The organism is Streptomyces sp. NPDC102279 (assembly GCF_044766365.1).
Lineage (GTDB): Bacteria > Actinomycetota > Actinomycetes > Streptomycetales > Streptomycetaceae > Streptomyces.
Genome location: NZ_JBIWLU010000020.1, coordinates 30,614 through 52,640, shown reverse-complemented (window position 1 = coordinate 52,640; position 22,027 = coordinate 30,614). Strand labels below are relative to the sequence as shown.

General features: G+C 67.2%; 20 protein-coding genes and 6 pseudogenes. 15 read left to right on the top strand and 11 right to left on the bottom strand.

What is annotated here, in order from left to right; all coding sequences use genetic code 11:
- Window positions 1–309: pseudogene (locus ACIRQH_RS37945) on the top strand (transposase); the annotation flags it as partial.
- Between the two features lie 179 nt (window positions 310–488).
- On the opposite strand, the gene ACIRQH_RS37940 reads toward ACIRQH_RS37945, so the two are convergent.
- Window positions 489–1,175 (bottom strand): TetR/AcrR family transcriptional regulator, encoded by a 687-nt coding sequence (locus ACIRQH_RS37940; protein WP_404229794.1) that lies wholly within the window; start codon window positions 1,173–1,175, stop codon window positions 489–491.
- Between the two features lie 1,465 nt (window positions 1,176–2,640).
- Here ACIRQH_RS37940 and ACIRQH_RS37935 point away from each other — a divergent pair.
- The 3 genes from ACIRQH_RS37935 to ACIRQH_RS37925 all read left to right on the top strand — a co-directional run bounded on the left by ACIRQH_RS37935 (window position 2,641) and on the right by ACIRQH_RS37925 (window position 5,576).
- On the top strand, window positions 2,641–2,937 hold the full coding sequence (locus tag ACIRQH_RS37935) for a hypothetical protein (protein ID WP_404229792.1): 297 nt from the start codon (window positions 2,641–2,643) through the stop codon (window positions 2,935–2,937).
- Between the two features lie 12 nt (window positions 2,938–2,949).
- On the top strand, window positions 2,950–4,404 hold the full coding sequence (locus ACIRQH_RS37930) for an aldehyde dehydrogenase family protein (RefSeq protein ID WP_404229789.1): 1,455 nt from the start codon (window positions 2,950–2,952) through the stop codon (window positions 4,402–4,404).
- 68 nt (window positions 4,405–4,472) lie between these two features.
- The gene (locus tag ACIRQH_RS37925; RefSeq protein ID WP_404229787.1) at window positions 4,473–5,576 is read left to right on the top strand and encodes an NAD(P)-dependent alcohol dehydrogenase; all 1,104 of its coding nucleotides are present in this window, start codon (window positions 4,473–4,475) and stop codon (window positions 5,574–5,576) included.
- Window positions 5,577–5,793: 217 nt separating this feature from the next.
- Here ACIRQH_RS37925 and ACIRQH_RS37920 read toward each other — a convergent pair whose 3' ends face one another.
- On the bottom strand, window positions 5,794–6,351 hold the full coding sequence (locus ACIRQH_RS37920; RefSeq protein WP_404229784.1) for a hypothetical protein: 558 nt from the start codon (window positions 6,349–6,351) through the stop codon (window positions 5,794–5,796).
- Window positions 6,352–7,456: 1,105 nt separating this feature from the next.
- On the opposite strand from ACIRQH_RS37920, the gene ACIRQH_RS37915 reads away from it, so the two are divergent.
- The 3 genes from ACIRQH_RS37915 (at window position 7,457) to ACIRQH_RS37905 (ending at window position 10,690) form a co-directional block, all read left to right on the top strand.
- Window positions 7,457–7,738 carry a hypothetical protein gene (locus ACIRQH_RS37915; RefSeq protein WP_404229781.1) on the top strand — a complete coding sequence of 94 codons (282 nt, stop codon included), beginning with the start codon at window positions 7,457–7,459 and terminating at the stop codon, window positions 7,736–7,738.
- A gap of 6 nt (window positions 7,739–7,744) precedes the next feature.
- Window positions 7,745–9,877, top strand: a complete 2,133-nt coding sequence (locus tag ACIRQH_RS37910) for a SpoIIE family protein phosphatase (RefSeq protein ID WP_404229778.1) — start codon at window positions 7,745–7,747, stop codon at window positions 9,875–9,877.
- A 534-nt stretch (window positions 9,878–10,411) separates the two neighbouring features.
- On the top strand, window positions 10,412–10,690 hold the full coding sequence (locus ACIRQH_RS37905; RefSeq protein ID WP_404229775.1) for a hypothetical protein: 279 nt from the start codon (window positions 10,412–10,414) through the stop codon (window positions 10,688–10,690).
- 349 nt (window positions 10,691–11,039) lie between these two features.
- Here ACIRQH_RS37905 and ACIRQH_RS37900 read toward each other — a convergent pair whose 3' ends face one another.
- Window positions 11,040–12,155, bottom strand: a complete 1,116-nt coding sequence (locus tag ACIRQH_RS37900; protein WP_404229774.1) for a hypothetical protein — start codon at window positions 12,153–12,155, stop codon at window positions 11,040–11,042.
- Between the two features lie 457 nt (window positions 12,156–12,612).
- Here ACIRQH_RS37900 and ACIRQH_RS37895 point away from each other — a divergent pair, with 457 nt between their 5' ends.
- Window positions 12,613–12,906 (top strand): hypothetical protein, encoded by a 294-nt coding sequence (locus tag ACIRQH_RS37895; RefSeq protein WP_404229772.1) that lies wholly within the window; start codon window positions 12,613–12,615, stop codon window positions 12,904–12,906.
- Window positions 12,907–13,407, top strand: coding sequence for a relaxase domain-containing protein (locus tag ACIRQH_RS37890; protein ID WP_404229770.1), 501 nt, complete (start codon window positions 12,907–12,909; stop codon window positions 13,405–13,407).
- Window positions 13,408–13,720: 313 nt separating this feature from the next.
- On the opposite strand, the gene ACIRQH_RS37885 is transcribed toward ACIRQH_RS37890, so the two are convergent.
- A complete protein-coding gene (locus tag ACIRQH_RS37885) occupies window positions 13,721–14,149 on the bottom strand; it encodes a (2Fe-2S) ferredoxin domain-containing protein (protein WP_404229969.1) in 429 nt (142 codons plus the stop codon).
- Between the two features lie 11 nt (window positions 14,150–14,160).
- On the opposite strand from ACIRQH_RS37885, the pseudogene ACIRQH_RS37880 reads away from it, so the two are divergent.
- The 3 genes and pseudogenes from ACIRQH_RS37880 to ACIRQH_RS37870 form a co-directional block, all read left to right on the top strand.
- Window positions 14,161–14,238, top strand: a pseudogene (locus ACIRQH_RS37880) (hypothetical protein); the annotation flags it as partial.
- Between the two features lie 278 nt (window positions 14,239–14,516).
- Entirely contained in the window at window positions 14,517–14,771 is a 255-nt protein-coding gene (locus tag ACIRQH_RS37875; RefSeq protein WP_404229768.1) for a hypothetical protein, read from the top strand.
- A 493-nt stretch (window positions 14,772–15,264) separates the two neighbouring features.
- A complete protein-coding gene (locus tag ACIRQH_RS37870) occupies window positions 15,265–15,705 on the top strand; it encodes a hypothetical protein (RefSeq protein ID WP_404229766.1) in 441 nt (146 codons plus the stop codon).
- An 81-nt stretch (window positions 15,706–15,786) separates the two neighbouring features.
- Here the strand turns inward: ACIRQH_RS37870 and ACIRQH_RS37865 are convergent, their stop codons facing one another.
- The 3 genes from ACIRQH_RS37865 to ACIRQH_RS37855 all read right to left on the bottom strand — a co-directional run bounded on the left by ACIRQH_RS37865 (window position 15,787) and on the right by ACIRQH_RS37855 (window position 16,874).
- Window positions 15,787–16,086, bottom strand: coding sequence for a transposase family protein (locus ACIRQH_RS37865; RefSeq protein ID WP_388881630.1), 300 nt, complete (start codon window positions 16,084–16,086; stop codon window positions 15,787–15,789).
- A complete protein-coding gene (locus ACIRQH_RS37860) occupies window positions 16,023–16,208 on the bottom strand; it encodes a hypothetical protein (protein ID WP_404229977.1) in 186 nt (61 codons plus the stop codon). The genes ACIRQH_RS37865 and ACIRQH_RS37860 overlap by 64 nt, the downstream gene beginning before the upstream one ends.
- Window positions 16,209–16,748: 540 nt before the next feature.
- Entirely contained in the window at window positions 16,749–16,874 is a 126-nt protein-coding gene (locus ACIRQH_RS37855; RefSeq protein ID WP_388881636.1) for a hypothetical protein, read from the bottom strand.
- Between the two features lie 238 nt (window positions 16,875–17,112).
- On the opposite strand from ACIRQH_RS37855, the gene ACIRQH_RS37850 reads away from it, so the two are divergent.
- Window positions 17,113–17,502, top strand: a complete 390-nt coding sequence (locus ACIRQH_RS37850) for a hypothetical protein (protein WP_079403197.1) — start codon at window positions 17,113–17,115, stop codon at window positions 17,500–17,502.
- A gap of 249 nt (window positions 17,503–17,751) precedes the next feature.
- Here ACIRQH_RS37850 and ACIRQH_RS37845 read toward each other — a convergent pair.
- Together ACIRQH_RS37845 and ACIRQH_RS37840 are read right to left on the bottom strand one after the other, a co-directional pair.
- Window positions 17,752–18,111: pseudogene (locus tag ACIRQH_RS37845) on the bottom strand (DNA glycosylase AlkZ-like family protein); the annotation flags it as partial.
- Between the two features lie 504 nt (window positions 18,112–18,615).
- A pseudogene (locus tag ACIRQH_RS37840) lies at window positions 18,616–18,825 on the bottom strand (IS256 family transposase); the annotation flags it as partial.
- A gap of 70 nt (window positions 18,826–18,895) precedes the next feature.
- On the opposite strand from ACIRQH_RS37840, the pseudogene ACIRQH_RS37835 reads away from it, so the two are divergent.
- Window positions 18,896–19,075, top strand: a pseudogene (locus ACIRQH_RS37835) (transposase); the annotation flags it as partial.
- A 30-nt stretch (window positions 19,076–19,105) separates the two neighbouring features.
- Here ACIRQH_RS37835 and ACIRQH_RS37830 read toward each other — a convergent pair.
- Window positions 19,106–19,963, bottom strand: a complete 858-nt coding sequence (locus tag ACIRQH_RS37830) for a hypothetical protein (protein WP_404229763.1) — start codon at window positions 19,961–19,963, stop codon at window positions 19,106–19,108.
- Window positions 19,964–20,057: 94 nt separating this feature from the next.
- A pseudogene (locus ACIRQH_RS37825) lies at window positions 20,058–20,213 on the bottom strand (helix-turn-helix domain-containing protein); the annotation flags it as partial.
- Between the two features lie 1,002 nt (window positions 20,214–21,215).
- On the opposite strand from ACIRQH_RS37825, the gene ACIRQH_RS37820 reads away from it, so the two are divergent.
- Window positions 21,216–21,995, top strand: coding sequence for a hypothetical protein (locus ACIRQH_RS37820; protein ID WP_404229966.1), 780 nt, complete (start codon window positions 21,216–21,218; stop codon window positions 21,993–21,995).
- Window positions 21,996–22,027 lie beyond the last annotated feature (32 nt).

Sequence of the window (22,027 nt, the reverse complement as noted above, 5' to 3'; positions counted from 1 at the left end):
GACCGGCTCCGCTCCGAAGCAGCCTTCGCACACCTCTACGGAGCGGCCCCCGTCCCCGCAAGTTCAGGCCGCACCAAGCGCCACCGGCTCAACCGCGGCGGTGACCGCGCGGCCGACAACGCCTTGCACTCTATCGTCCCGGTCCGCATGAAATGCGGTCAGCGCACCCGGGACTACGTCGCCCGACGCACCGCAGAGGGCATGGTCAAGAAGGACATCATGCGCTGCTTGAAACGGTTCGTCGTTCGCGAGATCTACCGGCACCTCCACATGATGCACACCACCCGATCGCTCCCACAGGCCACTTGACGATCTATCGGAGCTTCTCCTCCGCCTCGCCGGGCAGGACGAGCCGCACCGATCGAGCAGGAGATGTGGTCGCTCCTTCGTGTTCGTCAAGTCCTGAGGGCTGCGCCACCGTCGACGCCACCAAGGCTCGCCCCTGTTTCAGGAAGACCTCACCCGCCTCTGGCAACGCTCGCGATCCCTCAGGCGTCGGCCTGGGGATACCCGATCGCCCCCAACCACAAGTCCGTGAGCGTGGTACGCGCCAGCTCTTCATCGAACGGCTCGCCGAGGGCGTACCAGTAGTAGGCGAAGTTGCCCACCATGCCCACGAGCGCCGCAGCCGCAGTCCGGCAGTCAAGATCGCGTCGGGCCAGTCCCATCCGCTGCATCTTTCGCAGACTCTCGGTGACGCGGTTCACCTGCACGCGGCGTGCCTCGATCCGGTATTTCCGTACCTCGGGATCGATGCTGGCCTGCTGTTCATTCAGCATCATGAGCGCCGCGTTCTTGCGGTATACGTCAAGATAGGCCTCATTGCTGGCACGAAGGCGTTCTGCAATTCCGTGGTGAACACTGTCATCACTGACGACGGGTGCTGTGATGACCTCCATCAACTCGGCGTTGACCTCAGCGATCAATGCCCTGAAGATTTCCAGCTTTGACTCGAAATAGGTGTAGAAGGTGCCATGGGAGACGCCCGCCGCAGAGACGATGTCAGCCACACGGGCTTCGACATAGCCGTCTCGTTCGAAGACTGAACGGGCCGCAGCCAGCAGAAGGGCTCGGGTGCGCTTTCCCTTTTCCGACGCTCCTTGGCTGTACTGCGCCCGCCGCTTGGCTCCGGTACCTGTGTCTGGGGAGGGATCCTGCGAGCTCTGAGCAGCCATGGCGTCCTGCCTTCTCTTATACGCCCATAAAGGCACAACTGTACCAGATTCGACATGCTCGTCGAATTATGGAGAGCGTTGCCACGCGAAGCGCCGGAGTGCTGAACCGCTTCGACGTCCGGTCGGGGGGTCGGTGGCCTTCTCGTCGTGCCTTCCGCTTCTCCCGGAAGGTCGCGGCAGAGTTTGGCTGCCATAGGGCGACCGTAAGTCGAAGCGCCGTTAAGGCTGGGTGCAAAGACTACGGCGAGCGAGATGGAAAGTCATGGCCGCTGATCACACCGAGACGCGTTCGACGGCTCTCCAGGACACAGCGACCCGCCCCGCGCAGACCCTGGGAGCCAAGGGAGTTATGGGGACGTGGCGTGACTCCGGGGCCACATCAGATGCCCCTCGTTCGGTGAAGCGTCCTCCGGCCCCGCGAGCAGGTGGACCTGGCATCCGATGACGTCGGTGGTGGTGGGTTGCCAGTAGTGGGTTTCGCCGCCTTCCCTTCCCCTCCCCTTGGCGGGTCCGGGTGACGCCTCCGCCGCGGCAGCGAGAAGAGTCGAGTGCCCTGGACGGTTGGTGTGCCTAGACGCGAGGACGCGGCTGTGTCCTTTCGGGCTTCGGTGCGCCTTCTATGCCCCCGATGAGCGGTCGGGGGTTCTGCGCAGGGGGCGCCGTCCGCAGTTCAGGCGGTCAGTGGAAGGCCTTGAGGCCGCGGCCGTCGATGGGCTCCACGCGCGAAAGGCCCGGTTCTGGGACCTGCCCCGAGGTGACGCCGTACGCCGAGGGCTTCCGGAGCGCTGTCGGGTCCCGCTCGACCTCGGCGTCGGGCGCGGTCCGCGCCCCCCGTTTAGAGGCCTGCTCCCCTCTTGTGTGCCGTCCCGACTGCGCGTAAGTTCGGCCTCAGTCAAAACTGACATGGATGTCGAATGCCGACGACGAAGCCGGCACGAGAGAGAAGAAGAACTCATGGCAGACGCATGCATCGTGGAGGCAGTTCGCACGCCGGTAGGCACCTGCATGGGCGCCCTTGAGGAACGCCTCCCGGCGGCCCGGGCGCACCCGTCCTTCTTGAGCTGACGCTCAGGACTGGTACGAACCCGGTTGCGGACGACGACGTGATCATGGGCTGTGCGACGGCCCCCGGTCCCCGGTCCTGCACGACCGGGCGCACGGTATGGCTGCCGGCATGTTGTCCCGAGTACGTGCCGGCAGCGATGGTCGACCGCCAGTGAGGTTCCTTGCCGCGGCTGCTCGACTTCGCAGCGCAAGTCATCGGTAGCCCCGAGGCGCGCCAGCAACGGACCGAAGGGCGGCTTCTGCAGTTGGAGCGCGTCAGTGGCGTCCTGGGACGGCTGCAACGTCAAAGCCCGGCGCGTAGAGATTTCGACTGCCGACACGTGGTCGGGGAGCGATCGGCTGCCAGCCACCCGGCACGTAACCCACCAGCCCGTCGATCAGAGGCTCGCACGTTGTATGCATGCTCAACGACGAAGGACGCGACACCAAGCTCCTTCTCGCTGATCAGCTCTCCCTCGGCATGGCGCCCAAGACGGTATGCAACCTCCTCCGCGAGGTTCGCAAGGCAGTGCACCGCGGACTCGGGGTGCACGAGGTCGAGTTCTCCGGCACCGGGGAAGAGGCGCGAGGCAACATCCAGCAGATTCAGGCGGCCTGCCTGAGGTCGTCTGACTTGCCGGTGACGACCAGAACGGCCAGCGAGTTCGATTCGCCACCCATCAGTGTCAGGGCCTGCGTCCAGCCATTCTCCAACTGAAGGAACTGTCGTATGAGCATTGACCGCCGAGACAGCGTCTACGTCAACGGAGCGTTCATCCCTGCCATAACGTCCAACAGGATGGCGGACGTGAACCCCACCACCGGCGCTGTGTTCGCCGAGGTCCCAGCCTGCGGCGTCGAGGACGTCGATCGAGCTGTCGCAGCTGCCCGGAACGCGTTCGACGCCGGTCCCTGGCCGACAATTTCGGGCAAGGACCGGGCTGAGGTGCTGCAGCGACTGGCGCTCGCGCTGGAGTCGCGCGCCGAAGCCCTCAAGGCCATGGTTATCGCGGAGTGCGGATTTTCGACGATTATGTCGGAACTGGCGCACGTGGCCGGTGCCATCGGCATCCTTCGCTACAACGCTGAGCTGGCCCGCCTGGACGCTTTCGAAGAGGTCCGACCGAGCGGCGGGGCCAATGTCACGGTACGTCGCTGCCCGGTCGGTGTAGTCGCCGCGATCGTCCCGTGGAACATTCCCCTGAACGGGGCGCTGGCGAAGATCGGTCCCGCGCTCGCCGCTGGGTGCACGGTCGTTTACCAACCCTCGCCGGAAAGCCCGATGATCGCGTACCTGCTTGCCGAAGCAGTGGACGAGGCCGGCTTCCCGGCGGGTGCCATCAACATCCTCCCGGCCGCGCTGGAGGGCAGTCGGCGACTCGTCTCGCACCCGGACGTCGACATGGTGTCGTTCACCGGCAGCACGGCTGTCGGCCGTCAGATCGCCCAAGCCTGCGCGACGGACTTCCGTCGTGTCGCACTGGAACTGGGCGGCAACGCTGCAGCGATCATCCTCGAAGATGCGCCCGTCGACCTCATGGGGGATCTGGTCTTTGCGGCGCTCGTGCAGAACAACGGCGAAGCATGCATCGCTCAGCGCCGCATCCTCGCCCCCCGCTCTCGCTACGACGAGATCGTAGGGATATTCGCGGCCGCTGCCCAGTCGTTGAAGGTGGGGGACCCGGCTGATCCGTCCACGGTCATTGGTCCCCTGATCACCGAGAAGCACCGCGATCGCATGCTGGCATACATCCGGGACGCCGTGGAGACCGGTGCCGTCGTCGCCGCGGGCGGAAAGATCCCCGCCGGGCTCGAGACCGGCTATTTCGTCGAACCGACGGTTCTCACTGGCGTCACGAACGACACGCGAGCAGTCCGCGAGGAAGTGTTCGGCCCCCTCATCTCCGTCCTGCCCTACGACACCGTTGAGGAGGCGATCGTGATCGCCAAGGACACCGAGTACGGCCTCTCCAGCTCCGTGTGGACGGCTGACTTGGCCAAGGCCGAGGAGATTGGCCGGCGCCTGCGGGTGGGCTCGCTCTACATCAACGGCACCCTCGCCTCGATGGGGCCGTCCATCCCGTTCGGCGGATTCGCCCACTCCGGCGTCGGCCGGGAGATGGGCCCCGAGGGCCTCGACGCGTACTGCGAAGTGCAGTCCCTCTTCATCCCCGTTCAGGCGTAAGGAACGCACCCCACTACGTCGCCCTGACAGCACGCTGTATAGGTCGGCCCAAGCCGAAGGACATTGATATGAAAATCAGAGCCGCAGTGACCCGGTCCAAAGGATCAGCGTTCGAGATCGAAGAGCTTGAGCTCGACGATCCGAAGGCGGGGGAGATCATCGTCCGGATCGTGGGTGCTGGTATCTGCCACTCCGACCTGAGCGCGCGCGACCAATACGTCCCGCTGGCGCTGCCTGCAGTCCTCGGGCACGAGGGGGCCGGCATCGTGGAGTCGGTCGGCCCCGATGTGACCAAGGTGGCCCCCGGCGACCACGTCGTGCTCACCCGCATGGCATGTGGGGTCTGCCACGCGTGCAAGCGAGGCGATTCCAACGTGTGCGAGAAGTTGGGCGTGCTCAACGCCGGTGGGCCTGTCAGGGCTGACGGCAGCACCGGCTTGAGCAAGGACGGTGAGGCCGTCAACGGCCAGTTCTTCGGGCAGTCGAGCTTCGCGACCTATGCCATGGCCCACGAGTCGAACGCTGTCAAGATCGCCCCTGACTTCGACCTCACCCTGGCGCCGGCCTTCGCATGCGGCGTACTGACCGGCGCGGGAACGGTGATCAACGGCCTGCACCCCTCGGTCGGCTCCACGATCGCGGTTTTCGGTGTGGGTGGGGTGGGTCTGGCGGCGATCCTGGCCGCCCGGGCGGCGGGATCCAGGATCATCGTCGCCGTGGACCGGCATCAGAACCGCCTGGACCTGGCACTCGAGCTCGGCGCCACGCACACGATCCTCGCCGGCGAGGAGTCGGTGTCGGCGGCGGTGCACGCCATCGTCCCCGGCGGGGTGCAGTTCAGCGTCGAGGCGACCGGAGTGCCCTCGGTCGCGCGCGCAGCGGTCGAGAGTGTCATGCCGGGTGGTGAATGCGCTCTCCTGGGGGTCGGTCCCGTGGAGCAGGACGTCACCTTCAACCACATGCAGGTCGCTCTCAGTGGGATCACCGTCCGCGGCTACCCGTCGGGACTCAGCGAGCCCGACATCTTGATCCCGCAACTGATCGATCTCTACGAGCAGGGTCGCTTCCCCGTAGACCGTCTGTTGACCAGGTATGACTTCGAGCAGATCGAAGAGGCGGTCCAGGACGCGGCCAGTGGCGCGGTCATCAAGCCGGTGCTCGTCTTCGACTGAAACGCAAAGCCCCCGTTCTCATGTCCCAACGGGAAGGTCCCGGTCGTAGCCGCGCCAATGCTGATCGCGTCGGGCGTCGACCTCGTCGTCGCGACCTGCCGTGTGCGATCGGGACGTTCCCTGCCCTCAATCCAACGCACGACGGGGGGCCCGGCACGCCGAAGTCCTGGGGGACATGTCTTTCACCGCCACTGCTCTACTCGCCGCCACCTTGTGGTCAAAAGGCCTTACGGACCGGAGGGTTATGGTCTACCGCCGGTGCAGGCTCTCGGGCAGGAGGGGTCCATTGCGTCTGTGAGGCACGTTCGATGCGCTCGCTTGAGCGGACGACCGTGCTACCTGTCTCCGATCCTGGCCAGACAGTGAGCAAGTACTTCTCGACAGGCTCCATGCTGGTCTTGTCGTAAAGCAATTCTCGCCCGCAGGCGTGGACCCGGAGTCTGTACCACCCTGATGCTGACGGGGGCAGAGGCAGCGCGGCATCGGTGACCGGCCCGAGGTCGAGCGACTCCAGCTTCAGGTTGCCGCCCTGCGTGCGGATACTGACCTCTACGATCTCATCCCAGGACTCGGCCGGCGCTCCCACGGGAGCGCTTTCCTGGGCTGTGACGGAGGCTTCCACGTATCCAGTGTTGATACCGGTAAGGATCAGCGCGCCCTGCGACATGGGTGCTACGAGTCCGTTGGACCAGTCCGCGGTCTCGACGGGAATCATTCCATCGACGAGCAGACCGAACGTCCCCTCGTTGACGAAGACTTGATGCAAATCAGTCACGGCTGCCTCCTCGAACAATGGCTGTGGGCACCGTGTCACATCTGCGCGGAGTGGGTGAGCGTTGGGTCGCATGAGCCAGGTTTCGTGATTCAGATTGCTGCCGCTGCTGCTGCTGCCGCTGCCGCTGCCGCTGCCGCTGCCGTGGGTGTGGGTGTGGGTGTGGGTGTGGCAGCGGGTGCCGTGGCACGGCGCCCGCACTGTGCCTCAGGCGCTTGTCAGGACACGGAAAGGGCCACCGTCCAGAACGCGTTCCGCACGGTAGAACTGTGTGTGGAGCCACCTTGGGGGCCGTTCTCGAGGCCAGGAATCATGCAGACGCTTGCGCCCGCTACTCCGGTGCGTGATGGAACATCAGGGAAGCTGCAGCCGTCGAACGAGCGGCGGGCGCCGCCGCGGCTGAGCCTGTTCTCACCGGCCTCGAAACGGATTCGCTCTCGAGCTTGCTACCACTCGGCGGTCAACCCGCCACCCTCTGCGTACCGCATATCACCGGCCTACCGCAGGGATCACGACTCGTCACCGCACTCTGCGGACCTGGCTGGGCGGTCGGCGCTCACCCTCCCGGAAGAACCTGGAACGCATCGGGTGGATCCACCTGCTCAACCAGTCTCAGGCCGACCGGCCCCGGCAGCGGGAACTTGGCCTGCGCCTCCTCAACGTCCGCGGCTGGGAACGTATCGTCGCTGCCTGGGCGGCCAGCGCAGACCGGGAGCGGAACGACGCGTCGGTGAACCAGGTCATTACTGTTTGCCCCAGGATCGGATGTCGGCCTCGAGGGAGCGGACGCTGTTGTGTACGCCGCAGACCGCTGGCTCCCGCGCCGGACCGAGCAGGATGGCGGCAGTGCGAAGTCCACCGGCCGGTGTCTGCTCGTCCTTGTACGCGAGAGTCCCATGGAGGGTGGTCGCTGGCGGCTTTGGTCTTGGGAGATGCCGTCACGGTAACGCGGGCATATTGTCCTTGTATGGGTTATGTTGCCCGCTGTGGCTGGTGTGGAACCCCGCTACCTCCACAGCACGGCGGCCGCTACTGCCGCTCAGCGCACCGGCAGGCTGCGTGGCGTGCCCGTCAGCACTGTCAGAAGGCTGCTCCGTCCCGGGAAGCGATGGCCGAGGCCGGTGAAGACCTGACAGATCGACTCCAGGCCATCGCCCAGCAGGTTCAGCAGCAGCCCTGGCCGCGAATGCCCGCAGGGTTCCACTGCGCCGGAGTGGCTTCTGTGCCGGAGCTGGCCGGTCGGCTGGTCAGGGCAGCGGTACTGGCAGACCGGCAGGCGGGAGCCAGCTGCACGCAGATCGGTGCGGGACTTGGCATCAGCGCCGAAGCCGCCCGCAGCCGTTTCGGCCGCATCCGCCGGTCCGCCACGTTCGTCGCCAAGACTGGGTAGGAAGCCATGCGACAGTCTGTCGGCCTGGGCACCGCCCCCGGATCCGGTACGGAACGCCTGGATGTGCCCATGGCCGACATGATGCGCGACACCGGCGCATCAATCGGCCTGCTGTACCTGCTGCCACCTGGAGAACGCTCCCTGTGGCTGACCCTGGTGTCCGGAGCATCACCACGGATCGCCGCCCCGTGGACTCGCGCCCCCATGGACGGCTGTACGCCGGTCGTGGACGCCATCCACCAGCGGCAAATGGTGTGGCTGGGCAGCCAGGAAGAGATAGCCCGCCGCTACCCGCAGCTCGGCGCCGTGGTGCCGTACGCCTTTATGCTCGCCGCCGTCCCTCTGATGAGCGGAACACGTGTGTGGGGCGGTATCGCCCTGCTGTGGCCCATCTGGCACCCGCCACACCTCAGCGTGCACGAACGCCGGGCGGCTACCGCATTCTGCCGAAAGGCCGAGAAGATCCTCGAACAGGCCGGCAGCAATGGCAAACCCCTCCTGCCCCCGGACGAACCACGGCTGCTGCCCCCACCAGTCCGCCAAGCGGTTCCTGCCCATGCCTTGGCTGCGCTCCGCTTCACCGAACGCCTCCCGGTTGGCTGCTGCGAACTCGACCTCGACGGCAGAATCACCTACATCAACTCCGCAGCTACTGAACTCGTGAATGCCACCGCCGACACCCTGGTGGGCAGCCAGCCGTGGGAGACGCTGCCGTGGATGAACAGCCCGGTCTTCGAGGACCACTACCGATCCGCAGTGATCACCCGCCAGACCACCTCCTTCACCGCCTTCTGCCCACCCGCCACACCGCTCCTCTTCCAGCTCTACCCCAGCGGCACCGGCATCAGCGTCCACATCACGCCCGCCGCACAACACGAGACCACCCCACCCCCGCAACCTGGCCCAACCGGTAAACCCGTCGGCGCGATGGTGCTCTACCACCTCACGCACCTGTCAGCCGCACTCGCCGAAGCCGTAGGCGTCCAGGACGTAGTCGAAACCGCGGCCGACCAGATCGTGCCCGCCTTCGGCCCCCAGGGCCTGCTCCTGCTGACCCTCCAGGAAGGCCGCCTGCACGCCATCGGCCACCGCGGCTACAGCCCCGAATTCATCGACCGCTTCGACGGCGTGCCCCTGACCTCCAGTACCCCGACCGCACACGCCCTGACGTCCGGCAGCCCCACCTTCTACCCCACCCTCGAGGAGTTCCGGCGCAACTACCCAGACGTACCCCACTACTACGACAGGAACGCCTGGGCCTTCCTACCGCTGACCGCCTCCAGTCGCCCCATCGGCGCTCTCGCCCTCTCCTACGACCATCCTCGCCCCTTTCCCCCAGCCGAACGCGCACTCCTCACCTCCCTGTCCGGACTGATCGCCCAGGCCCTCGACCGCGCCCGCCTCTACGACGCCACCCACGCTCTCGCCCACACCCTGCAGACCGGCCTGCTGCCCCACGCACTGCCCCGCATCCCCGGCCTGGATGTCGCCGCCCGCTACCTCCCCGCGGGCCACGGCATGGACATCGGCGGCGACTTCTACGACCTCATCTCGGGACCGTCCGCCATCACGGCCGCCATCGGCGACGTACAGGGCCACAACCCAGCCGCCGCCGCCCTCATGGGCCAGGTCCGCACCGCCGTCCACGCCCACGCCACCGCCGGCGCCCACCCCGGCGAACTCCTGGCCCGCACGAACCGTCTCCTCATCGACCTCGATGCCGGCCTGTTCACCAGCTGCCTGATCGCCCACCTCGACCTCACTCGCCACCGTGCCCGCCTCGCGACCGCCGGACACCCTCCACCGCTCCTCCGCCACTCCAGCGGACACACCGAAACGCTCCGTGTACCACCCGGTCTGCTGCTCGGCATCGACCCCAACGCCGACTACCCCACCACCGAGATCGACTTCCCGCCCGGCTCTGTACTCGCCCTGTACACCGACGGACTCGTCGAAACCCCAGGAACCGACATCGACGAATCCACCAACGCGCTCGCACAGCAACTCGGACAGGCCCAGAGCCCACACCTCGAGGAGCTCGCCGATACCCTCGTCCACCACGCCGAACAATCCACGCCCCGCTACGACGACATCGCCCTTCTGCTCCTCCACATGGAAGAAGACCAAAACGGCACCTAGTGTCCTGAGTCGGGAATGCGGTTCACAAAGCCGCCGAAGGAGCCAGTGGAGATCATCTGGCCGGCGTGCACTGCTCATTTCGGGCTTCCGTGGGCCAGGGATCTGCCCGATCTGATGCAGGGCGGCACACCTACCTCCCCATGCCCGAAGGGCGACCGAGAGGCGGAAGCAGGGATGGCTGCCATCGGGCGACGGAGTGCGCTGATCCTTGACACCAAAGACAACGGGGGCGCCGATCACGGCAGGTGGTGGCAATTTCAGTAATTGTCAGCAATCTAGGATGAAGCACAAACAGGGGAACGCTGAAGCGTATGGGCTCGGTGCCCCCAGTGGGGGGTGTGGTGCAGTTGCGGCATATGGTCTGCCCACAGCGATGTTTGGGGGGCGTGAGTGAATCGGCGGGCGGCTGTCACAGTTCTTCTCTGTCTTGGCGCAGGTCTCCTCACTGGATGTACGGAGTCGAAGGCGCAGGTCCTCAGCCGCTCCGACCTTGTGGGGCACTGGCATGCCGGCGGATCGTGCGACTCCTCTCTCGTGCTGGAGCGGGATGGTTCGGCGCGGTGGAAGCGGTGGGCGACCGGCTACAGCGTGGACGAATCCCGCATCACGGGCAGGGACGATGGCAGGGGAACCTGGACGCTGGAGACTGTCCAGGGCAAGCAGTACTTCGACGTGCAGCAGGGAAACGCGAGCGAGCAGGTGACGCTACTCCAGGATGAGGCCGGCCTGATCCTCCTTCAGATCCCTGGGGAGGACCCGGACAACAGCATCGGGTGCCGTTTCAAGCGGGCCGACGGACAGAAGCCCAACTGACCCCAACTCGCCCTGTAGAGAGTGCGCGAACCGGCTTCACAACACGGTGGTCACCCAAGGCGGCGCACCAGCGAGACCGATCCTGCGCGAGCGGTCAACCCAATGCGTTCCAAACCACCCCGCCATCAAGATCGCCCATCGTCCTGGCGGGCTGCTGGCCGCAAAGATCCAGCATCGGCGCCGGCGGCGGCGTCATGTGACCGCGTTCGCCGGCGTGCGGCGGAACCAGGCCTCCACCCCGGGCAGCCGGTCAGGGTCGGCTAGGACACGGCGGGCGACGTCACCGGCGGTCCGGTTGCAGCCGGTCATCCGCGCCATACTGGCGGAGAACACTTATCCCTGACGCGCGCTATTCCTCGGAGTCTGGCTCTCGATCGGGGAACGCGCGCAGCCTCAGCTTTGGCGCCCTGTGGTCGGCGAGCCACCGCATCCGGTTGTCATCCGCGGCGATCCCGGCGCGTGCGGCCTGGGTCCACTCCTCGCGGTCGAGCACCTCGAGGTAGGTTGCCCGGAGCGCTTCCTGTTGTGCCGCGGTGCACCCGGCAGCCTCGGAAGGCTCCGTAGTCAGGTGCTGAGTGAGCACCGCGATCGTGAAGTAGCGCTCCATGGTCGGGCTGAGCAAACCCACATGGCGAGCATGAGCTTCCAGGACCACTCTCGCATGGGGGTAGTGAGCGAGGGTGAGTCCCATCCCCCCGCAGTCGCTCATGAGATGGAGTAGCCGACCGATGTGGTCGACCATCTCGCTGTCAGTGTCGAGCTCTGCCAGCGCCTCATGGAGTCTGGCGACTGTGGCGACCTTGCCGGCGAAGTATCCGTTGAGGAAGTCGCCGTCACAGGCCCTGCGCAGCAGCCACGGTCGGGCAGCTGGGTCGTCGAGTCTGCAGAGAGCTTCAACGACATAGACACGTCCCCAGCCAGTGACTCGATCGGCTAGCCAGAGCAGGGCTTCGACTCCTCCTGCCTGCCGCTCGAAGGCCCGCGCCGCCAGCGGCCCGAAGCGGTCGGAGAGCAGCCCGATCGTCTGAATCAGTGGGATGTCGTCAGCTGTTCCCACAACGGCGAGCAGGGCGAGCCCGACGGTGACTGAGCAGCGATCGGTGCCATAGCGGACCAGCCAGCGGCCCGTTTCACGAGCGCGTTCCGCGTCCCCCCGCGCAGCCGCGGCGGCGATGTGCTCATTGTGGTGAATCGGGATGTAGACCTCGTGGAAGACGTCGGCCAGTTCGCTGGGCAGGGCAGAGGCCCTCGCGAAATGCGTGTCCAGAATGAGCGCAATATCCTTGCCGGCCAAGTGCCGGTCTTTGGGTGCCTTCGGGCCTCGGCGACGGTGCAACGCGTCGTCGGGAAAGGGGTACCCGTCGCGCGGAAGCGGCTTATCCGGAACCAGTTGATGTAGCCACAGCGCGTGGTCGAACAGCGTTGCCGGTGATCCGGGCAGTCCTCTCCCGGTCGTCCCGCTCATCGGCGGACGGAGGGCTCGATTCTCTTGATCATGGCCCGGAGCATGCCACGAGAGCAATCGCCGCGACAAGCCCTCGATGCGGCGGCGCGTGGCATCAAACACAACAGCCAGGCGTCACGCTCGGCGAAGGCGGTGGAGTCGCGAGACTGGCTTCACTGCACTGACCAGCTACTTCACGCCCTGGAGGCGCTCGATGTCACCAAGCGCGAGACGGAGAGTCGGGCCGTAGGGCGGGACTGACTCCGCTGTTCGAGGACGCCGTCCGCGTGCTCGAAGAGATTCGCCGCGCTCGGCCGAACCGCTTGTTCAGCGGCGGCACGAACGCCTGATGGATCGGGTCGCTGCAAACGCAAATGGGCAAGGCGTCATTCCGGGGCGGGGTTCCGCAAGCCGGCGCCCCGGAAAAGACGGAACTTGGGTAGCATCCTGGGTTTCTGAACTGGCGAAGGAGTGGCGCGTGTTGACGATTCGCATGGTCAAGGTGGAGGGCGAGGCGGAGCGGGCTGTGGAGCGCTCCGTGGCGCCCGCGGCGTTCGCACGGGGGGAGGATCTCGGGGGTCTGCGGGCGAACACGTTATGGACGGGCTCGGCCGAGGCGCTGGGGATGCTGGGGTTGCGCAGGGGCGAGGAGGCGACGGCCAGGCAGTTGGGTGCGGTGATAGCCGGGCGGCACGTGGGCCGCGAGGCGCAGGTCCGTGCGGACGGCGACGCGTACAACCTGACCTTCATTGCCCCCGCCTCGATCTCCTAGGTGTGGGCCCAGGGGGACCCCGCGCTGCGCGTGGACGTGGAACGAGCGGTGCTGGCCGGCGCCCACCGTAGTGTCGAGCATCTCGTGCGCACCAGGCCGCTGGTCGACGGCACGGAGCCCGGCCAGGGGTTCGCCGCCGCGCTGGCGCTGCACGTGGCCGGCACGATGCAGGCGTCGCCCGCGCCCCCGCCGCCCCTGCTGCACGTGCACACCTACCTCGTCGGCGTTCTCGACGCATCCGGGGCGCTGCGAGGCTCGGACCACGAGGCGCTGTACGAGGACTCCCTGACCCGCGAGGGCGGCTCCGTTGGCCGGGCGCAGCTCGCCCAGGACCTGCGCGAACTCGGGTTCGACATCACGCCCGGCACCGGCCACGGCGGACGCAGTTTCGAGGTCACCGGCATGCCCGAAGGCCTGCTGCTGGTCGGACAGTCAGCGGACAAGGGCTGCGCCGGTCTGGGCGAGGAGACCGAGCGCGACTACCGCAAAGCCGACTTCTGAGAGTGAGCCACCCGCGCGAGGCGTGCGGCTGTGCGGGCCTTGCCAGCGCCGGTCAGTCGTAGGGCGGGGGCCCAGGAGCGAACTGGCCGCGCCGGGCTCCCCCTACCGACCGGGGATGTCCTTGGGCCGAACCAAGCTCCGAACTAGATCCGAGCAGGGGATCGACTGCGGTCCCGCGCCGTACTCCCGGCCGCTCGTCCATCACACAGACCGTCAACTGGGCTCACCCCAGGCCGCAGACCAGAGACGCCGGGTGGCCTGCCCGGCCGCGGGATAGCACGGCAGGAGTGACTATCAGAAGCGGGATGGGCGGTCAGTCTTCGAGCTCGTGCCGGGCACGCCGGGAGGGGCTGACGGTGTAGAGGTCGAGGATGTCGGGGGCCTCGGCCAGTCCGGGGCTGCCGTTCTTGATCCAGGCAGTGATGTCGGCTGCGGCGCCGGGGTCGTTGACCTGGCCGAGCCGCACAGGCCGTCCACTGGCGGCCCGGCCTTCGGCGGAGGGCTGGATGACGATGACGTTGGCGCGCTCGCATGCGTCCAGGCAGTCGGTCCGCCGTACCAGCGTTACTCCGGCCAGCGGTGCAGGTCGGTGAGCTGACGACGACCGTGCCGGGCCGGACATAGCGGCTCCAGTCGGCGAGGTTGGCGCGCAGCGTCTGCGCCGGGACCGACAGCACCAGGTACTGGGCGCCGGAGAGGGCGAACGTCGTATCCGTCGTCGCCATCTCCGGCAGCTCGGCAGCCTCGGAGGTCCGCCGGCAGTGTCACCGTCGTGTGATCGACGGGATCTTGTTCCGGCAGCGGACCGGCCTTCCCTGGCGGGACCTTCCTGTCCGGGAGCCGGTCCGGTCGGCGAGGGCGCGGCGGTTCGCGCGGCTGGTCGCCGGGCAGCCCTACAACGCTCTGCAAGTCGCTCTTCGTCGCCACCGCCGACCCTCTGAGCACCGACTCCTGTTCGAACGCTTCCTCAGCGAGCGGCGCTTGTCGCCGTAGGCGTACGTCGGGGTGCTGGTGCCGGCGGTGGTTCGGGCAGCGGTGCCGCCTCCACCGCGAGCAAGCTGGCCGGTTCGGCGGGCGGCGATGCCGGCTTCATCACCGTTGGCGGCGCGTTGAAGGGCAGCCTTTTCGTCGGCGCGGTGGCGCTCTCCGCCTACGACGTTGCCAAGGCGCCGCCGGCGCAGCGGCTCCACACCGCCACGCGCGACGCCGCGGGCCTAGCGGGCGGCCTCGCGGGTGCTGCCTACGGCGCGGAGGTGGGCGCGGCCATTCCTGGCGCGGGCGGTGTCGTGGGTGGTGTGGTCGGGGGCATCATCGGGAGCGGTGTGGCGTCCGAGGCGGCCGACAAGTTCATGGATTTGTTCTGACCCTGGAGGGAGGCGTCCTCAGCATGAGTAGTACAGAGCCCGAAGGACGACTGCAGGTGGTGATCGTGTACGAGCGGCCCTCGGTGAACAGGGTGAACTGTCACGCCCGCTGCGTCAGTGTGGGGCGGAGCATCTTCCCCGGCGGTGCGCTGCTTCCGGTGGACAGCTCACCGGATGACGGGGCTTTCCCTGCCCGGGTGCTCCGGATACACCGACGGCCTTACGGAGAGTTCACCGAACTGACCCCCGGTTGGAGCGCCGTCGTCGAACTTGAGGGCGTTGACCTGTCCTGGGTGCAGCCCAGGGCGGTCCTCCGAGTGGTCCCGCCGATAACCGGCACGGAGCAGGGACAGGCGCGCTGAGTACCGACTTCCGCGGCCGCCCAGAATGATAGGCCGACGCGCTGAGGATCTCTTCTGGGATCCTCAGCCTCGGGACCTTGGGCGCGGTGTCCTAGAGGATTCCTGTGAGTGCGGCTCGGTAGGGTCGGGCCGTGAACCCTGGTGAGAGCGGCCCTGTCGATCCGGCACCGGTCCTGAACTGGCAGGATGGCTCGACGCTGCGGTGGACCGATCAACCCGACGAGGTCGATGCTGCGTTCAGCCGGGGCGAGCCGCTCGTCGGGGCGGCTGTGATTGCTCTCGCCCTCAACCATGCGGATGCGGAGGCGATTCTGCTCCAGGTTGGCACGGCGCTGGAGGCTGAGGAACCGGAGATCCGCCGCCAAGGTGTCATCGCTCTGGCCCACGTCGCTCGTCTGCATCGGACCGTTGATCGACGCTCTCTCGATCTTCTGCGCGGTTGCCCGCGCGGCAACGAAGCCGATGACGACCTGTGGTCGTTCGTTGCCCACCGACGGCTTCCGTGGTGGCTCTGGCAGCACCATTTCACGGAGCGGTTGGCCTGGTTGTGCCGGGACAAGTGGCGGGACTGACGCTCAGTGGCAGGCGGCGGGAGCCGAAACAACCACCGCAGTGGGCCGGGGGTGGCCGCCTCGACGACGAAGTCCTCGTCCTCAGTGTTCATTGCGCGGGGACGGCCTCGCGCCCAGCGAGGGTCCAGAGAGGCCGGCCTCTCTTCGTTGAACCGGTGGAAGAGCACGGTTGAGCCGCGTGGTGAACCGAGCGTACGGGGCGGCCAGCCGCGAGAACGGCTCGGCGAACGTCCGGCGCGGGCAGTCTGCCGAGCCACAGATGAAGCGTCTGACCGTCAGTCGGATCACAAAGCACTGATCAGCGAGCGGGAGGTCCTTCAGCCTACGCTGGTAACGATCGTGGACTCGATCCGAGAAGAGGCCACAGTCCGGACATACCACCGCGACCGCGGGACCTCTCGCCACCCATCGACCGTGTCGAACGCGACCATAACCGCCTCGACCTCCACCTCGTCGATCCCCTCGAACACCAGCAAGTCCCAGAAGAGCGCGTCGGTCTGCATGACCAGCACCATCGCGGTCGACCGCTGACCACAGCAGCGAGCGGAACAGACCTGAGGGAGCGTCACTTCCGGCCGTCAGGCGACAAGGCGTACGCCGTCTCGTACGAGCTGGGCCCTCGCAATCGAACAGCGATGTCACGCTCTGTGACAGCTCAAACTCGCGGCAGCTGTCCCCGAAAGCACCACGTGTCTGCACGCCGGGTCGCTCGCCCTGGCCATCGAGCCCGGCGGACCGCAGCCCTCTGCCGCCGCCACGAGGTGTCCTTGCGCCACGTCACCCGCGGCAGTGAGCCGAGGACGCTGAGGTACCCAGGAGCAGGTCTGCGGCATAGGACCGGTTCGCCATCAGCCTTCCCCGCCACCGTGCCGTGGTCGGCACGGGGCAGATCACCTCCAACGCGCAACGACTGACGAAGGCAGCGATCCTCAACACCGGGCGTGGGACTCCTGCCCCCTCCCTCACCAGCAGCTTCAGCGGCGGCCTGCATGATCTGCTGCCGCAGTACGCGTCTGTCCTCGACCGCGACGACGTGCGCCGGCTCATGCCCAGCGGCGTGGCCGCTCGGCGGCGGTGAGGATCTCTGCCCCTTCCTCGTCGTCCTCGGCCTCGTCCCAGTCCGCACCCTGAACAGCGAAGTCCCATTGCTTGAGGTCGAGTTGTGTCATCGCGGGCTGCTGGCCCCCGGCGGCCTCACCTTCTCAGACCCGGACCGCCATATCTGAGCGCTACCACCACGGGTTGCGCCACGTCCAGGACCAGCTCACCACCTTGCCCCACCGCCCGGTGTGCCAGCGCCTCCGCCTGGTCAGTAGTCGTAGCCGGTCCGGCTCCCGCCTCGGATACCGTGTTCCTCTACGGGGTGCCATAACGGATGTGACGCCCCCCACCGGAGGTAGTCAGCGTATGAGTTCAAAGCGCAGCAAGAATCCAGCCCTGCCCGTACTTGACGACGCATTCCGACTCGCGTCGGTCAAGGACGCCGAAGAGTCCACTCGTGACTTGGCCGCGCGGCTGGCCACCACCGAACTGCGCCGCGTTTCCCACCCGGGCCGGGTCACCTGGGAGCCTACCGATCAGGCCGAGCCCGTACCGGTCCCGCCGACTGTGGTCGACGGTGACGGGGACCTGTGGCTGCGGGACCGGGGCACTGGCACCTGGACCATGCCCGAGTTCAACCCGAAGGAGTTTCCGGCCCGCTGTGGCGAGGTTCTGACGTGGAACCAGCTTGCCCGCGAGTTCGGCCCGCTGACCGCACTGGCCGACGACCGCCGCATCGGCGGCGGCCGGCGCTGACCGCGCAATTTTCTGGGCTGACCGCGTCCCTGAAGCGCCCGTTACGGGTAGCTGGGGGCTCCAGCTCACGGCCGAGGTCGACGATGGCGGCGAGCAGGTGAGCCTCGCGCGGCCCAGCTCGCCGATCGACCAGCCGTATCGGTCGACGAGACGGCCGCGGGTTGGGGCGAGGAAGGCACCGGAGTGCATGAACGCTGCTGTGGCGATGCCGTAGTAGGCGAAGCCGCCGTTTGCCTTCGTCAGCGCGATTCGGACCAGTTCTCGCAGGCAGGCATCGTCGTAGGTCTCGTCCAGACGGAGGCGATCTGGCAGCGCACGCTCAGCCGGTTCGTACACTCGTTTCCAACCACGCCGTCGCACGCAGACGAATTCGCCGGTCGCCCACAGCCATTCGGCGGCCCACTTCAGTGGCGAAGTGCGGTCCCAACCAGTGCCGGTCATTCCGCCCAGGTCGCTGATGGTGACGGCGCCGTGCAGGTCGGCTGCGCGACGGACGTCGATGCACGCTTGGGGGTCGATGGTGGGGCCTCGCCAGCCATGGCTGGCGAGGCGCCGGCGCCGGAACGCGAACACGGGCCACAGATCGACTGGGGTCGAAGAAGGTCGCATTGTCCTCGTGCGAGGCGAAGGCACGAGCGGCGTCAGAGGGAACGCCGCGGGCCAGCATGATCAACTCGTGGGAGCGACGGACGACGTTAATGGTGTCTATCTGAAAGCAACCCAGTGCCCTGAGGACCTCTGAAGGTGTGCGGACTGTTCCAGCTACGGTGTGCAGGCCCTGGGCGCTGACGGCCATCGTTCGGGCCTGTTCGCGGGTTAGCTCAAGCATGCTCGTCGTCCTCGTGGCTCGCTGCTACCCCGGGCGGTTCGGTGGTGCTGGTGGCCTGCAGGCTGTCTGCGTGCAGCAGTATGAGGCGGGCGATGTGCTGTCCCAGCTGAGCGTGACGGATGTAGTGGGCCCTACGGCGATGCCGAAGCCGTTGCCTTCGTTCATCCGGCTGCAGACCGTGCTGGACATCACCCCTGTGGGCATATTCAGGCCCGGAGGACCGTCTTCCAGACCAGTAGGAAGTAGCCGCGGGGTAGTTCCACGTTCCAGCCAAGGTGCCATTCGACCTTCCGCGGATGGTGATGGCCGTTGCGCACGACCAGGCGGATACCGCTCTCGTCCCGCTCACCGGCCAACTCGGCTATGTAAGCGTTGACTTCCGCCTCCAGGGCGGCGGCCAGCATCCGACGGGCGCCCTCGCGCACGATCTCGTCAATCAGGGAACCGTTCGGCGTGGATCTTCGAGGTGATTGGATCTCTCCGAGACTGATGATCCGGGGGTGCGGGCTGGCCCGGCCGAAGCCGTGGGAAGTCGATGCCGACTTGTAGGCGGTGATCGACCGCTTGCCCAAGGTTGAGCGCCGGTCCCGGCACCCGTGGCGCAAGCGGCATCCAGTCCTGCTCGTGTTCCAGGGCATCCTGTTCGTCCTGCACACCGGGATCGCCTGGGAACACCTGCCGCAGGAACTCGGCTTCGGCTCCGGCATGACCTGCTGGCGCCGACTGGCCGAGTGGACCGAGGCGGTCGCTTACGGGGGGCCGCAACCGGCCGGCCTACCGGCAGCCGATCAGATCCGCTGCCGCCGGCCAGGCCTCCACGCCGTCGGAGGTACGGACGTAGGCCGTCGACCTGTCCGCGGCGAGCCAGAGACTCCAGTCGCGGTAGTGGTAGCCGGTGTCGCGCGCGTCCGCCGGCATAGGGGCATCCGCGTCGTATGTGCCGTTCAGCAGCTCGGTATCGAAGAGCCCCTGCGGATCATGCACGTACTGGCGGGAGTTGGTGCCACTGCCCAGGGTGAGGAAGTGTGCGCTCTGCCAGTCGCAGTGTTCGGCGCCGGGCGAGCTGCTCACCTTCGTGGTCGGCACGCGACGGCCTTCCCGGTCCTCCCAGATCTCGTAGCCCTTGGACCTGGCGTAGCTCGCGGGCCATTCCGACGGGTCGCAGGAGGCGTTGGTCTCCGGGCCCCAACCCGGGCGATCCGGCTGGTCCTTGGCGACGACGACGGCCACCTTGGTCCTGCCCTTCACGTCGAAGGAGAACAGGACACGGTCGCCCTCCCGGCGCTCCACGCGGTAGCCGTAGTCGGGCTCCTCGGGCTGGTAGATGTCGAAGTAGGCGTTCAGTCCCTCCTCGGGGGTGGAACCGCCGTCCCTCTTGCTCCAGCGGTCCGACCCGCCGCCCGAGAAGATCGCGCCGTCACATTCCAGCGCCTTGCCCGCCGCACCCGCCCCCTCACTCGGCTCCGGCTCGCCATCACGCGGGTTCTTCTCCGAGGGCAGGTGGAGCGGCCCCGCGTAGGGCGTGGCCGGCCGGGTTCCCTTCACCACCAGGTCGTCCCGCACGTCCGCGCCGCCGCACCCCGCCGACGCCAGCCCGGCCAGTACCACTGCGGCCACGATCCTCTTGCCCATACCCGACCCCCGTCACATCGACCCGCGTTCGTGCTCCTACGACGCGGGAGGCACGGAGATCGTTCGGTGATCGGCGGGCCGCGGCCGGGGAGGCTCAGCGCGTCGCCTGGAACGTCCGCCGGTAGGCCTGCGGAGAGACGCCGATCGTCGCGTGCAGGTGCTGGCGCAGGGAGGCGCCCGTCGCGAAACCGACCTCGCCCGCGATCTGGTCCACGGACAGCTCACTGGCCTCCAGCAGTTGGCGGGCGCGCTACCGAGACGCATGGGAACAGAGTTTCGGAGAGAGATGATTACGTCCCGACGCCCTCCGCCCCGACGATCGGACCAGTCGACACCTCGATCGGCGTTCACTCGCAGCCCGTCGGCCCGAGCCAGCGTGCGGTCATGAGCTTCCGCTGGGACGTGATCGAGTGTGTCATGCCCGTGCCATACGTGCCCGACCCTCGGGCCGGTACGCGCCGGAAGTCCGCTCCCCGAGCTGTTCGCCGCCGCGGTGGTGGCGGCCGCCTCGACGGGCCGGTGCCTCCTGCACAACAAGGACCGCCGCTGGTCGGACCGGAAAGCGGAGCGCGTCCTGGTCGACGCGATCGGCTGGCACCGGGCGCCGAGGTCCGTCTGACGCGCATCGACACCTCAGGGGCCCAACTCGTCAAGCCCGGCGTGCCATATCTCCGTGCAACCTGTCGGTCCGTTTGAACAGATTGAGGGTCCGAAGGTGGACGTCGAACGACCGCATGCCACGATCGAGCTCCCTGAAGGGTCCTGGTGGGACTGGGAAGTCCTCGCCTGGGACAGTGGTCAGTTCCGGTTCACAGCCGATGACGACCTCAGGTACCACCACGGGCTGGAACTGGCCTTCACCGCCCCGCTCTTCGTTAGCTGCCCGGCGACCTTTCACGATCCCGTCTTCCGCGCGCCCACGCCCGAGGAGTTGCTCAGGTCCAGCAGCAGCCTGGTGGAACGCCGCCGGTGCTTGTTGTCTTCGGAGCGGACAGCCGCGCAGGCAAACTCATCGGAGAGCAGACCAGCCCGCCGCTGCCGACGAAAGTCGCTCAAGGTCGGCTCCACGACAGCCTGGTGACGGGCGAAGAATATGTCGTGGTGATCAAATCGTAGCCGTGCTGCGTACAACCGCCTGCAGTCCTCCCTTGTCCGACAGTTGGCCGCTGAGGATGATCCTTTGGCCGGTGTGCCCAGAGGTCGAGTTCGGCCTTTGGGAGAGAGGGCGGGCTCGTATATGGGGAGTGCAAATATGCGGAGGACGAGGTGGAGCGCGGTGGTGGCCGGCGGAGCGGCGGTCGTGTTCACCGTGGTGGCAGCGGTGCCGGCGGGGGCGGCGGAGGGCGGGGTCTCCTTTACCCGGGTCACCGTGAACAGCGGGAAGCCGATCGTCATCGGAACCACCAACGAGGTTGTCGTGCCCGCATCCTTCCGGATGACGACCAAGCTCAAATACGACGACGGGCCGACCGTGTTCCCCTACCGGGGCCACCCCGACAGCAGTGACACCCTGCAGAGCTCCGTCATCACCACTGACTGCAAGGTCGTGGACAAGGCCAACGGGATCTGCGACTTCAAGGAGTGGCTGTACATCGACCCGCGGTACGCCGACTTCGGGAACGAGTTCGCCGGCGCGTGGAAGACTGCCGCGAGGGCTTTTCTCGCTGGTGACGCCTATGACACCGACGACGAGAACCTCCCGTTGCAGGTCCAGCGGGCGACCCGCGTCACGGTCAATGCCTCGCCGGAGCCGGTCGCCGCAGGTAAGACGATCACCGTTACCGGGAAGGTCGAGCGGGCGAACTGGGACACCCACACCTACCAGGGCTACGCTGGCCGCACGGTGAGCCTGCAATTCAAGGCATCGGGCGCCTCCTCGTACACGACGGTCAAGAAGGCCACGTCGAGCAGCACCGGGTCCCTCAAGACCACGGTGAAGGCCACGAAGTCGGGGACGTGGCGGTGGACGTACTACGGGAACTCAACGTCCGGGGCGAAGTCGTCGACCGGGGACTACGCCGCCGTGCAGTAGTCGACGTGGCCGGACTTCTTGCCCTCGCGTCA

Excerpts from the sequence above, each read along its gene's own strand:
- ACIRQH_RS37900 (WP_404229774.1), bottom strand. The coding sequence starts at position 12,155 with ATGAGCGGGACGACCGGGAGAGGACTGCCCGGATCACCGGCAACGCTG.
- ACIRQH_RS37930 (WP_404229789.1), top strand. The coding sequence starts at position 2,950 with ATGAGCATTGACCGCCGAGACAGCGTCTACGTCAACGGAGCGTTCATC.
- ACIRQH_RS37915 (WP_404229781.1), top strand. The coding sequence starts at position 7,457 with ATGGCCGAGGCCGGTGAAGACCTGACAGATCGACTCCAGGCCATCGCC.
- ACIRQH_RS37925 (WP_404229787.1), top strand. The coding sequence starts at position 4,473 with ATGAAAATCAGAGCCGCAGTGACCCGGTCCAAAGGATCAGCGTTCGAG.
- ACIRQH_RS37820 (WP_404229966.1), top strand. The coding sequence starts at position 21,216 with ATGCGGAGGACGAGGTGGAGCGCGGTGGTGGCCGGCGGAGCGGCGGTC.
- ACIRQH_RS37935 (WP_404229792.1), top strand. The coding sequence starts at position 2,641 with ATGCTCAACGACGAAGGACGCGACACCAAGCTCCTTCTCGCTGATCAG.
- ACIRQH_RS37855 (WP_388881636.1), bottom strand. The coding sequence starts at position 16,874 with ATGACACAACTCGACCTCAAGCAATGGGACTTCGCTGTTCAGGGTGCG.
- ACIRQH_RS37910 (WP_404229778.1), top strand. The coding sequence starts at position 7,745 with ATGCGACAGTCTGTCGGCCTGGGCACCGCCCCCGGATCCGGTACGGAA.
- ACIRQH_RS37850 (WP_079403197.1), top strand. The coding sequence starts at position 17,113 with ATGAGTTCAAAGCGCAGCAAGAATCCAGCCCTGCCCGTACTTGACGAC.
- ACIRQH_RS37860 (WP_404229977.1), bottom strand. The coding sequence starts at position 16,208 with ATGCAGACCGACGCGCTCTTCTGGGACTTGCTGGTGTTCGAGGGGATC.
- ACIRQH_RS37830 (WP_404229763.1), bottom strand. The coding sequence starts at position 19,963 with ATGGGCAAGAGGATCGTGGCCGCAGTGGTACTGGCCGGGCTGGCGTCG.
- ACIRQH_RS37940 (WP_404229794.1), bottom strand. The coding sequence starts at position 1,175 with ATGGCTGCTCAGAGCTCGCAGGATCCCTCCCCAGACACAGGTACCGGA.